The organism is Halomonas sp. C10-5 (assembly GCF_057169305.1).
In genome coordinates this window covers 1-12,428 of sequence record NZ_CP175665.1, presented here as the reverse complement: position 1 = coordinate 12,428, position 12,428 = coordinate 1, and the positions used below count along the sequence as shown (strand labels likewise).

General features: G+C 63.1%; 9 protein-coding genes. 2 read left to right on the top strand and 7 right to left on the bottom strand.

The features are described from left to right. Positions 1 to 205 precede the first annotated feature (205 nt). Both gmhB and ACJ7IV_RS00040 read left to right on the top strand, forming a co-directional pair. Positions 206 to 790: a D-glycero-beta-D-manno-heptose 1,7-bisphosphate 7-phosphatase gene (gmhB, locus tag ACJ7IV_RS00045; protein WP_483865246.1), complete on the top strand. Its 585-nt coding sequence runs from the start codon at positions 206 to 208 to the stop codon at positions 788 to 790. A gap of 184 nt (positions 791 to 974) precedes the next feature. Continuing rightward, positions 975 to 2,012: an IS110 family RNA-guided transposase gene (locus ACJ7IV_RS00040; protein WP_483865245.1), complete on the top strand. Its 1,038-nt coding sequence runs from the start codon at positions 975 to 977 to the stop codon at positions 2,010 to 2,012. A 311-nt stretch (positions 2,013 to 2,323) separates the two neighbouring features. Here ACJ7IV_RS00040 and ACJ7IV_RS00035 read toward each other — a convergent pair whose 3' ends face one another. From ACJ7IV_RS00035 to dnaA, 7 genes are all read right to left on the bottom strand, one after another. Then, on the bottom strand, positions 2,324 to 2,863 hold the full coding sequence (locus tag ACJ7IV_RS00035) for a group II intron maturase-specific domain-containing protein (RefSeq protein ID WP_483865244.1): 540 nt from the start codon (positions 2,861 to 2,863) through the stop codon (positions 2,324 to 2,326). Between the two features lie 104 nt (positions 2,864 to 2,967). Further along, the gene (gene ltrA / locus ACJ7IV_RS00030; RefSeq protein ID WP_483865243.1) at positions 2,968 to 4,227 is read right to left on the bottom strand and encodes a group II intron reverse transcriptase/maturase; all 1,260 of its coding nucleotides are present in this window, start codon (positions 4,225 to 4,227) and stop codon (positions 2,968 to 2,970) included. Positions 4,228 to 4,730: 503 nt separating this feature from the next. Next, positions 4,731 to 5,570, bottom strand: a complete 840-nt coding sequence (ltrA, locus tag ACJ7IV_RS00025) for a group II intron reverse transcriptase/maturase (protein WP_483865242.1) — start codon at positions 5,568 to 5,570, stop codon at positions 4,731 to 4,733. A 582-nt stretch (positions 5,571 to 6,152) separates the two neighbouring features. After that, a complete protein-coding gene (gene gyrB, locus ACJ7IV_RS00020) occupies positions 6,153 to 8,573 on the bottom strand; it encodes a DNA topoisomerase (ATP-hydrolyzing) subunit B (protein WP_483865241.1) in 2,421 nt (806 codons plus the stop codon). Positions 8,574 to 8,584: 11 nt separating this feature from the next. Then, positions 8,585 to 9,700 (bottom strand): DNA replication/repair protein RecF, encoded by a 1,116-nt coding sequence (recF, locus tag ACJ7IV_RS00015; protein WP_483865240.1) that lies wholly within the window; start codon positions 9,698 to 9,700, stop codon positions 8,585 to 8,587. Positions 9,701 to 9,748: 48 nt separating this feature from the next. Further along, on the bottom strand, positions 9,749 to 10,852 hold the full coding sequence (dnaN, locus tag ACJ7IV_RS00010) for a DNA polymerase III subunit beta (protein ID WP_213311688.1): 1,104 nt from the start codon (positions 10,850 to 10,852) through the stop codon (positions 9,749 to 9,751). 106 nt (positions 10,853 to 10,958) lie between these two features. Next, a complete protein-coding gene (dnaA, locus tag ACJ7IV_RS00005) occupies positions 10,959 to 12,428 on the bottom strand; it encodes a chromosomal replication initiator protein DnaA (RefSeq protein ID WP_161431934.1) in 1,470 nt (489 codons plus the stop codon).

The window sequence follows — 12,428 nt, the reverse complement described above, 5'->3', positions numbered from 1 at the left end:
AGTGGCGTTTCACATGAAACAGGACTACGGCCAGAGACAAACAGCCGTTGCCTGCCGATGTTTCACGTGGAACATCACCAGCCCCCAGCCCAGCGAATCGAAGCAGACAGAAGAGGCCAGCATTCCTCCCTCAGCTCCTTGGCAGCCAATGTTTCACGTGAAACACTGCGTTCCGGCAATCATCTGCAACAAGGAACAGAAACCCATGACCTCCTCCGACCGCCTGGTGATCCTCGACCGCGACGGCGTGATCAACCAGGACTCCGACGACTATGTGAAGTCCCTGGCGGAGTGGATCCCCTACCCCGGCGCCATCGACGCCATCGCCCGGTTGAGCCAGGGCGGCTGGACAGTGGCAGTAGCGACCAACCAGTCGGGAATTTCTCGCGGCTACTATACCGAGGCCACGCTGGCAGAGATGCATGCCGAACTATGCCGGCTGGTCAACGAGGCGGGTGGCGAGATCAGCCATATCGCCTGGTGCCCGCACGGCCCTGACGACGGCTGCAGTTGCCGCAAGCCACTTCCCGGGCTGCTGGAGCAGGTGCGTGATGCACTCGGGCTGGCCACCCTGTCCGGCAGCTGGATGGTCGGTGATAGCCTTCGCGACCTGCAGGCGGGGGATGCCATGGGCTGCCATCCGGTGCTGGTACGCAGTGGAAAGGGGGAAAGGACGCTCGCCAAGCATCCGGAACTGGTGGCGACAGATAGCGAGACCCGCGTTTTCGAGGACCTGACCGAGTTCGCCGACTGGCTAATGGCTAGGCAGCAACTCGAAGCTGAAAGATAAAACCGGGAATGCATCCATCGGCATGAACTTATCCAAGTCATTACCGTTCCCGATGATCGGGTAGGGGCCGGGGTCACCCCCGGCGCCCTCCCACACCACCAATGGGATGGAGTCCTCCCCCCCCACCCTCGGCGCCAATGCGCCACACTGAGAGGGTAAGGCCACCGGCTGAGGAGCGCATCCCATGAACATTACCCGCGTTGGTGTCGACATTGCCAAGTCTGTCTTCCATGTCCACGGCGTCGATCGTCATGATCAGGTTCAATGGCGCGGCAAATACAAGCGTGACAAGTGGCTGGAGGCCATCGTCAACCGTGTCCCGGCAGGCGCCGAGATCGGCATGGAAGCCTGCGCGTCGTCCCACCATTGGGCGCGTGCGCTGCAGGCGCGTGGCTATCGCGCCAAGCTGATCGCCGCCCAGTTTGTCAAACCCTACGTCAAGAGCAACAAGAACGATCGCGTGGATGCCGAGGCGATCTGCGAGGCCATGGGCCGCCCCCACATGCGCTTCGTGGCCGTCAAGACGGTCGCCCAGCAGGACGTGCAGGCGGCGCATCGCATCCGCAGTGAACTGGTTCAGCAACGTACCGCCAAGGCCAACCAGATTCGTGGCCTGATCGGCGAGTACGGGCTGGTGGCGCCCACCGGCATCGGCCAGCTGCGCGCGGCCCTGCCAGGCTGGCTGGAGGACGCCGAGAACGGTTTGACCGATGACTTCCGTGCCCTGTTGGCGGGGCTCGCCGAGGATCTGCGCCACCTTGATGACCGAATCGTCGCGGTGACAGAACGCATCGAGCGCCACGCCCAGACAGACCCTGTCGCCAAGCGGTTGATGGCCCTGCGTGGCGTCGGCATCTTGACCGCCAGCGCGTTGGCCGGCGCCCTGGGCGACGCCCAGGCCTTCAAGCGCGGGCGCGATTTTGCCGCCTCGCTGGGTCTGACACCCCGGCAACACAGCACGGGAGGACGCGACCGCCTGCTGGGCATCAGCAAGCGCGGCGATAGCTACCTACGAACCCTGCTGACGCATGGCGCGCCCGCCGTGCTGCGTTACAGCAAGGGCAAGGAGGACAACCTCAGCCACTGGGTCAGACAACTGGCTGAGCGCAAGCATGCCAACGTGGCGGTCATCGCGCTGGCCAACAAGACGGCGCGCATCGCCTGGGCGATCACACGTCACGACCGTGACTATGACCCTGAGTTGGCGGCGCATGTGGCGTAACACCAACCCATTCAATTTACTTGATTTACAGTGAGATAACCCACCATCACGATTGCTGAGCATGCTGCAGATGGCGCACAGGTCGAACCGACGTCAGCAAACCCCTATATGCCTAAGAGCGAGTTGCTCGTACCACCGATTGGGAGCTGGCGTGCGGATAGCCCATCAGGGTCCGATGCCGTTGGTATCATTAGAAAGACCGGATATACGTGTGCAGTCGTACCTACCGTCCATCGTGCCCATGCTTGCAAACGGGGAGGACTCCATATACGGGCATACGGTTCCGTACCACGGCGGTTCACGAAGAACGACTAAGCCCTCTTGACCGTATCGAGTACCGAGATCAGACCCTGCTGCTCGAACCATTTCCGTGGCAAGGCCTGATTCATGTGCGAGGCACCGGCATTCCACCAGGGGCCTCGCCCGTTTCCCGCTGACTTCCACGCCCGCTGGTCGTCCAGACCCAGCGCCAGGAGCTTGTGGCGCCGGGTCCGCGGGCGTTTCCATTGCCGCCAGATCACGCAACGCAGCCGGCGACGTATCCAACCATCCAGTGCTTCCAGCGGGCGCTTCACGTCAACGAGGGAGAAGTAGTTGGCCCAGCCCCGCAGGACTGGGACCAGCTCTTCAATGACTCGCCGTATGTTGCGCCCCCTGCCGCGCTTGAGGATCTCGCGGACACGCTGCATCAGGCGCTGCAGGCTGGCCTTGGCCAGCGTCAGCTTCGGCAGCTTGTGTCGGGTCAGCGTGTAGCCCAGGTACCCCCGGTTCCAGGGGCGGTCCACCGCACTCTTGTCGCCATTGACCGTCAGCCTGAGCGAGCTCTCGAGAAAATCACTCAGACTGGTCATGACGCGCTCGCCCGCTCGCCGACTCCTGACATACACCTGCAGTCGAGTCGCCCCGGGGAACTTCCCCCCGAGGCGCTCACAGAACCGTACGTGAACCTCTCAGCTCATACGGCTCTTCTTACCCAACCCTGCCCATACAGCAGCGGCCAGTGGGCAAACAGCCGAGGATTCTGTCGCGCCACACGGTCCAGCCAGTGACTGGCCCGCCGGCGATGCCCCCTCAACCGTTTAAACTTCTGGGTCGCCCACCTCACGAGTCGTCGATCAATCTGCCGCAGCGTCGGATATAGTGCCGACTTGTAGAAGGCACCATAATACCTGACCCAGCCCCTGATCCACGCGTTGAACATGTTCGCCAGGTCGCGTAACGACTTGTCACTGCGTAACTGCAGATTCCACCGTCGTACTGTCTGCCGAATGGCCTTCCCGGCCTTGTTGCTGATCGCCGGCGTGAAGTTGATGAAGAACTTCCCGTACCGATTCCTCGATCTCCGGGGCCGAAAGGTGTAGCCCAGAAAGTCGAAGCTGTGAACAGGGTAGTCCTGACGCCGATCGTCGTCCTTGCAATAGACGATCTTGGTCTTCTCCGGGTGGAGCTCCAACCCACACGCCGCGAAGCGTTCCTCCAGTGCGGCTTTCAGTTGCTCGGCCTGTTGCTGCGACCGACAGTGGCAGACCCCATCATCCGCATATCGCTCGAAAGGTACGCCGGGAAAGTGTCTCCCCATCCAGGCATCGAACGTGTAGTGCAGAAACAGGTTGGCCAACAACGGACTGACGACACCGCCTTGCGGCGTCCCACGATCACGTCTCAGGCACGTGCCATCCGGCATCATCACGGGAGCCGTCAGCCAGCGCTCCAGGTAGAGCAATAGCCAGCGCTCCTTGGCATGATGGCGCACGGCCTTCATCAGCATCTGATGGTCGATATTATCGAAGAACCCCTTGATGTCGAGGTCAACGACCCAGTCATATCGCCAGCAGCGCTTCCTGGCCTGTGCCAATGCCTGGTGCGCGGACTTGTTTGGCCGATACCCGTAGGAGTCGGGATGGAAATGCCACTCCAGTCTCGGCTCCAGGGCCTGCTTGACCACCATCTGGGCGATCCGGTCAGACACCGTGGGGATTCCCAGAGGCCGAGTCTTGCCATCGCTCTTCGGGATATCCACTCGCCTGACCGGTGGGGGCAAGTAGCTGCCTGACGCCAGCCGATTCCAGAGCTTGTAGAGGTTGTTGATCAAATTCCTCTCGAAGTCCTCGATCGTCTGGCCGTCGACACCCGCCCCACCCTTGTTGGCCTTGACTCGTTTGTAAGCTTCCCATACCTGACGCTTGGTAATGGGAAAGGGTTTTGCCTGGTTCATGAGCGTCCTCCCCCGAAGGGTTGCGCCCATGTCACAGGCTGGATAAGGCAACCCCTTCGCTCCCGTCCCATTACAGGACGCTCGTCACTACTACGGGTTGCTCCGCCCCTGTACCCCGCATCGGTACTCTCACACTCATGGGGTCTCCATTTGTGTTTCTCCCTTGGCATCGGGGTGACAGGTTCCCACGTTCCACACAAGAGCCTGGACTGCCCTCCCGCCACCTTCATGCCGGACGCCGTCTGGGCAGTCAGCAGGCGCCCCCCAGACTTGTCCCGGGGTAACGACCGCTCCCCGGTTTTGACGTCATTCCTACGCTTTCGACACGTCATCAGTGGTTCACTCACGTTCGGCTCTGCAGTCCTCACCTGACGAGCTCTTGGCTCGCCTTTTCCCATCTCGCTTCCCACCACCTCTCTTAAAGGCAGCAGTAGTGGGTGGTTTGGAGCCTCCGCCTGCACAGCGGCTCCGAGGGGCCCGCCCTCATCTCTTGTGCAGCATGGCTACGCAGCGAGCTTGTGCTCGGTTGCGCGCCTTCGTGGCACACTGTCATCGGCGTAGCGGCAGAAGCGGTGGCCGCGGCGTTCCAGTTCCTTGTCCACGTCGTCCAGCAGGATATTCGCCAGCAGCGGACTCAGTGGCCCGCCCTGGGGCGTTCCTTGCCGGCGTGGCGCGGTCAGGCCGTCCTGAAACAACCCGGCTTCCAGATAACGGCGGATCAAACGCAGCACCCGCTTATCGCGGACGCGGCGCGCAACCCGCGCCATCAGCAGGTCGTGGCTCACTCGGTCGAAGAAGGCTTCCAGATCGAGGTCGACCACCCAGCGGTGGCCGGCCGCCACGTGGGCCTTCATGGCCGAGACGGCCTGCTGGGCGCTGCGCTTGGGACGATAACCGTAGCTCGATTCGGAAAAGCCCGGATCGAAGATTGGCGTCAGCACCTGCAGTAGCGCCTGCTGGATCAGCCGGTCGGTGACCGTGGGGATGCCAAGCTGTCGCGTTCCGCCCTTGGGCTTGGGAATCTCGACGGCTCGGATCGGGCTGGGGTGGTACTCACCGGCCAGCAGCCGCTCGCGCAGCGTTGGCCAGCATTCCTTCAAGTGGTCGGCCAACTGGTCCGCCGTCATGTCATCGGCACCCGGCGCCCCTTTGTTGGCGACCACCCTTCGGTAAGCCCGCGCCATGTTGGCCTTTTCTACCACGGCCTCCATAAGCGGGGCGGGCTCCGCTTTCGTCCACGATGACGACGCCGGGATCGTCTCGACGCCCACCGGCTGGGACGCGGGGTTCCGCCCCTGCCCCTCTGGGTGGGGGGCGGTATCAGCGCCACTTTCTGTCTTCATGATCGATCCTCGAGACGTCATCGCCTACTCGCGGTTCTTCATGTTCGGCCCTTGGTGCCGCGGTGAACCGGCACTTACTATGGCCTCTGCTGACGTCTGGTGGCCCATCCCGTCGCCTCTCGACGCCGGTAGCACCGTGGCAGACCACCAGACCTCCCAGGGTAAGACGCGCGACCTTCCCGCTTATGCCTGTCGGATCTACGTCATGGCGTTCCGTGCAAGTACCGGGCTTTGGTGATGCTTGCCACCTCACCCCGCCATGCCGCCTCGTATCCGCTTCCTGTTCGTCAGGCCAGCGTTTTGCTTCGGGCTGCCTTCGGATTCCCCCTCACGGGAGACACCCTTGCCGTCAGCTAGCACTTCCCCTTGCCGGGCGTGCAGGGGACTTTCACCCCCAAGTCATTCCAAGGCACCACCCTTGGAAACAGCGCCAGTCAGGCGCTGCGCGCCATGCCTGGCGCACAAGCAAAAACCCCGCAAGCGTATTCGCGTTGCGGGGTTTTACTTGGCGCTTGGCGCTTGGCGCTTGGCGCTTGGCGCTTGGCGCTTGGCGCTCAAAAGTGTTTCACGTGAAACACGACATCAGACGTCGAGATTGGCCACCAGGGCAAAGCGCTCGATAAAGTCGCGTCGCGGCTCCACTTCGTCGCCCATCAGGGTGTTGAACATCATGTCGGCACCCACGGCATCCTCGATGGAGACACGCAGCATGCGCCGTGTCTCGGGGTTCATGGTGGTCTCCCAGAGCTGCTCGGGATTCATCTCGCCCAGCCCCTTGTAGCGCTGGATCGAGAGGCCGCGCTGCGCTTCGTTCATCAGCCACTCGAGGGCGTTATAGAAGCTCGTCACGCTACGCTGGCGCTCACCGCGAGCCACGTAGGCGCCCTCTTCCAGCAAGCCGTCCAGAGTCTCCCCCAGGCCGGTCATGGCGCGATAATCGGCGCTGGTGAAGAAGTCGACACCCCAGACATAGTCGGTACTCACGCCATGCGCGGCCAGGGTCACCGCGGGGAGGAAGAAGCCGCGCTCGCTGTCCTCCTCGAGGCGGAAGGTGTAGCGCGGTCCGCCTTCGTAGGCGAGCAGCGCGTCCATCTCCTGCTGCAGCTCCTCGATCCAGTTCTGCATGGTGACCTTGTCACGCAGGCTCGCCTCGCCATCGAGCGCCGCGGCATGCACGATCTTGCGCAGCACCTCGTTGGGATAGACCCGCGACAGCCGATCGATGCGTCGCATGACATCACGATACTGATTGACCAGGGCTTCCAGCTGGGCACCACCGATGCCCGGAGCATCGGCATTGACGTAAAGGCGAGCACCATCCAGGGCCGTGGTGGTGAGATAGTCGGTCATCGCCTGCTCATCCTTGAGATAGAGCTCCTGCTTGCCGCGCTTCACCTTGTAGAGCGGCGGCTGGGCGATGAACACATGCCCCCGCTCGATCAGCTGGGACATCTGACGGAAGAAGAAGGTCAGCAGCAAGGTGCGGATATGCGAACCGTCCACGTCGGCATCGGTCATGATGATGATCGAGTGGTAGCGCAATTTGTCGGGGTTGAATTCCTCACGGCCGATGCCGCAACCTAGGGCGGTGATCAGGGTGCCGACCTCCGCCGAGGAGAGCATCTTGTCGAAGCGGGCCTTCTCCACGTTGAGGATCTTGCCTTTCAGCGGCAGGATCGCCTGGGTGCGACGATCGCGGCCCTGCTTGGCACTCCCCCCTGCCGAGTCACCCTCCACCAGGAACAGCTCGGAGAGGCTGGGGTCCTTCTCCTGGCAATCGGCCAGCTTGCCCGGGAGCCCGGCGATATCCAGGGCACCCTTGCGACGGGTCATGTCGCGTGCCTTGCGCGCCGCCTCACGGGCCCGTGCGGCGTCGAGCATCTTGTTGACGATCGCCTTGGCCTCGTTGGGCTTCTCTATCAGGTACTCGCCAAACAGTCGTGCCATCTCCTGCTCGACCGCCGTCTTCACCTCTGAAGACACCAGCTTGTCCTTGGTCTGGGAGGAGAACTTGGGATCCGGCACTTTCACCGAGATGATCGCCGTCAGCCCCTCTCGGGCATCGTCACCGGCGGTGCTGATCTTCGACTTCTTCAGCAGCCCTTCCGACTCGATATAGCCGTTTAGGGTACGGGTCAGCGCCGCGCGGAAACCGGCCAGGTGGGTACCACCATCCCGCTGGGGGATGTTGTTGGTGTAGCAGAAGATGTTCTCGTTGAAGGAGTCGCTCCACTGCATCGCCACTTCAACACCGACACCATCCTCGCGCTCGGCGTTGAAGTGGAATACCGGGTTGAGCACCGTCTTGTTGGTGTTGAGATGGTCGACGAAGGCCTTGAGGCCACCTTCGTAGTGGAACAGCTCCTCCTTGCCGGAGCGTTCGTCGATCAGCCGGATGGCCACGCCGGAGTTGAGGAAGGAGAGCTCCCGCAGCCGCTTGGCCAGGATATCGAAGTGGAATTCGATATTGCCGAAGGTCTCTGGCGAGGGGCGGAAGTGCACCCGGGTACCGGACTTTTCGGTCTTGCCCACCACCGACAGCGGCGCCTGGGGCACCCCATGGCGATAGAGTTGCTCGTACACGTCACCGGCACGCCACACCGTCAGGCGAAGCTCCTCGGAGAGCGCATTGACCACCGAGACACCGACGCCATGCAGACCACCGGAGACCTTGTAAGAGTTATCATCGAACTTGCCGCCGGCGTGGAGCACCGTCATGATCACTTCGGCTGCGGAAACGCCCTCCTCCTCATGGATATCCGTCGGAATCCCGCGGCCGTTGTCGCTTACCGTCACCGATTCGTCGGGATGGATGATGACGCGGATCTCGCTGCAGTATCCGGCCAACGCCTCATCGATGGAGTTGTCCACCAGCTCGAACACCATATGGTGAAGCCCGGTGCCATCGTCGGTATCGCCGATATACATGCCGGGACGCTTGCGTACGGCATCCAGCCCCTTGAGCACCTTGATGCTCGTTGAATCGTAGGCATGTTCGCTCATTGACTGCTCCGTCATGAAGTCTGTCGTTCCAGTGGCAGCAACTCGCCGCTCCCCGCCGCCGAGCGTTTCACGTGAAACATCTCGACCGGTGTGTCGGCCTGCCACAGATCCGCCAGGGCATCGTGATCGATGGTGGTGATGAACACCTGGCAGCGCATGTTTTCCAGCCAGCGGCAGAACAGTCGCCGATGCGAGTCGTCCAGTTCCGCCGGAAGGTCGTCAATCAGGTAGACGCAGCGGCGCCCCGTGCTGGCCTCCAGCAAGCGTCCCTGAGCCAGCTTCAGGGCACTGACCACCAGCTTCTGCTGGCCTCGGGACAGCACCTCCACCGCGGGCCGCTTGCCCAGCCGAATCGCCAGATCCGCGCGCTGGGGCCCCTGCTGGGTAAACCCCATCTGCCGATCGACGTCGCGACCCTGCCTAAGCAGGTCACCCAGCGATTTCCGTCGATCCCAGCCGCGGGAATAGCGCAGCTGAAGATCCTTCAGCGGCAGCAGTCCGTTCAGGGTCTCCTCGAAGACCGGAAGAAAGGCGGCGACCCAGGCAGCGCGCATGGCATCGATCCGCTCACTCCAGTGCACCAGCTCCAGCTCCCAGGCCGACAGGGAATCGGCATCCATTCTACCATGCCTGAGCAGGGCGTTCCGATGTTTCAGCGCCCGCCGAGCCCGCTGCCAGGCCTCCAGGAAGTCATGTTTCACGTGAAACACCCCCCAGTCGAGGAACTCGCGTCGCCCGGCGGGAGGGCCTTCCAGCAACCGGAAGGCATCGGGATTGATCAGCTGAAGGGGAAGCGTCTCCACCAGGCGCGAGAGCCGAGTGACACGCTCTCCGGAAAGGCGGATCTCCAACTCATCCTCGCTGCGGCGACGGCGCACGCCGAACGGCACCGGCGGCTCCCCGGCCAACCGCCCATGGGCCATCAGTTCATCCCCCTCATGGGCGATGACATGGCGCATGTTGCGGGTACGGAAGGAACGCCCCATACCCAGGATATGAATGCCTTCCAGTAGGCTGGTCTTGCCGCTTCCATTCTCGCCAACGATCAGATTGACTTGAAAACCCGGTTTAAAATCAACGGGTTGCAAGTTCCTTAGGCCATGGAAGACGAGATGATCAAGGGGCATGGAGTGAACAGGGGACGGTGGCGGCCCGAACGGGCCGCCCTGGGTGGGTCACAGACGCATCGGCATGACGACGTAGAGGGCATCGCCGCCGCCCGGCTCCTCCATCAGCGCACTGCTGTTGGAATCCGCCAGGGTCATCTGCACGCGATCTTCATCGATGGCATTTAGTACGTCGACCAGGTAACCGACGTTGAAGCCGATCTCCAGGGAGTCGCCGCTGTACTCGATGCCAATGTTCTCCTCGGCCTCTTCCTGCTCGGGGTTGTTGGCCATCACCTTGAGGTTGCCCTCCTCGAGGTGGAGTCGCACACCGCGGTACTTCTCGTTGGAGAGGATGGCGGTACGCGACAGCACCTGGCGCAGCTCGGCACGGTCGGCGATGAAGACCTTGTCGCCACCGCGAGGCACCACTCGCTCGTAGTCGGGGAACTTGCCGTCGACCAGCTTGGAGGTGAAGGTGAAATCGCCGGTATGCGCACGGATATGGCTGGCCCCCAGGGTCAGGCTGACCGGGTCCTCGCCGTCATCCAGCAGCCGTACCAGCTCGAGGATGCCCTTGCGCGGAACGATCAGCTTGTGGGGCGACTCCACGTGCAGTTCGGCCGGCCGCGAGCACATCGCCAGGCGATGGCCGTCGGTCGCCACCGCACGGATCAGGTTGTCGCGGATCTCCAGCAGCATGCCGTTGAGGTAGTAGCGCACATCCTGCTGAGCCATGGCGAAGGAGGTGGCATCGATCAGGTGCTTGAGCATACCCCTTGGCAGGCTCAGCTCGGTGCTGCCCTGGCTGTCCTCGATGCTCGGGAACTCGGCGACCGGCAGGGTGGAGAGGGTAAAGCGCGAACGCCCGCTGCGCAGCACCGCCCGACCTTCCTCCAGGGAGAGCTGGATCTCGGCCTGGTCGGGCAATGACTTGCAGATGTCCATCAGCTTGCGGGCCGGAACGGTGACACCGCCCGGCTCATCCACCCGGGAGGCCATGGTGCGTCCGATCAGCTCCACTTCCAAGTCGGTGCCGGTCAGCGCGACCTCCTCCTGCCCCACCTGAATCAGTACGTTGGAAAGCACCGGCAGGGTCTGGCGGCGCTCCACCACGCCGGCCACCAGCGTCAGCGGTCGCAGCAGCGCTTCGCGGGAGATGGAAAATTTCATGTCGGCTCCACGTCTTGTCCTGAAGGGTTGCAGCCGGCAGGGGCCCGGCCGAACGGCATGGCGACCATTAAACCACAAGCCGGCGGTGTCTCGGAGGGCGGAGCGATCAGCTGGTCAGCAGCCGCAGCAGGTTCTTGTAGTCCTCGCGGATATCGGAGCTCTCCTCCTGGAGCTGCTTCACCTTGCGGCAGGCGTGCAGCACCGTGGTGTGGTCACGTCCCCCGAAGGCATCACCGATCTCCGGCAGGCTGTGGTTGGTCAGCTCCTTGGCCAGGGCCATGGCGACCTGGCGAGGCCGAGCCACGGAGCGCGAGCGGCGCTTGGAGAGCAGGTCGGCGAGCTTTATCTTGTAGTACTCGGCGACGGTACGCTGGATGTTGTCGACCCCCACCTGCTTGTCCTGCAGGGCCAGCAGGTCCTTGAGCGATTCGCGGATGAAGTCCTGGGTGATCGGCTTGCCCATGAAGTGGGAGTCGGCGATCACCTTCTTCAGCGCCCCTTCCAGCTCGCGCACGTTGGAGCGGATCTTCTGGGCGATGAAGAAGGCGGCATCGTGGGGCAGGTCGACCTTGGCCTGGTCGGCCTTCTTCATCAGGATGGCAACCCGGGTCTCGAGCTCGGGTGGCTCGATCGCCACCGTCAGGCCCCAGCCGAAGCGCGACTTGAGGCGCTCCTCCACGCCGCTGATCTCCTTGGGATAGCGGTCGGAGGTCAAGATCATCTGCTGACCACCCTCGAGCAGGGCATTGAAGGTGTGGAAGAACTCCTCCTGGGAGCGCTCCTTGCCGGCGAAGAACTGGATATCGTCGATCAGCAGGGCGTCGACGCTGCGATAGAAACGCTTGAAGTCGTTGATGGCGTTGAGCTGCAGCGCCTTGACCATATCGGCCACGAAGCGCTCGGAGTGCAGGTAGACCACCCGCGCATTCTCGCGGCGCCCGGCCAGGGCATTGCCCACGGCATGCATCAGGTGGGTCTTGCCCAGGCCCACCCCGCCATACAGGAACAGCGGGTTATAGGCGCCGCCGGGGTTCTCCGACACCTGGCGGGAAGCGGCCCGAGCAAGCTGGTTCGACTTGCCCTCGACGAAGGTCTCGAAGGTGAAGTTGGGATTGAGACCGCTGGTGTGCTTGAGACTGCCCTCCACCTGGACCTGGCGCTCACCGCCGGGGCGCCGGACAGCCGCCGTCTCCTCGCGGCTGTCCTCGATCTCGACCTCGTCGGCCGCAGCGCCGCGTGGGGGAGTATGCACCGCCGGGGCGGCCGGTCGCCGCGGGGTCGCCGACACCGGTGTGCCGAGTTCCCGTGGCTGGGGGCGGGGGGCGGCACGTCGACTACCGACACTCAGCACCACCTTGGGTGGCCTCGCCGGCGACAGCTCACGCAGCAGCTCGGTGATCCGCTTGGCGAACTTGTCGCTGACCCAGTCACGGACGAAGCGGTTGGGTGCCAGCAGGCACAGCTCTCCCCCTTCGCCCTCCTCGGCTTGGAGCGGGCGAATCCAGGTGTTGAACTGCTGAGAGCTCAACTCGTCCTGCAGGGTATCTAGACACTGTTGCCAGAGAGCCAGCGACAC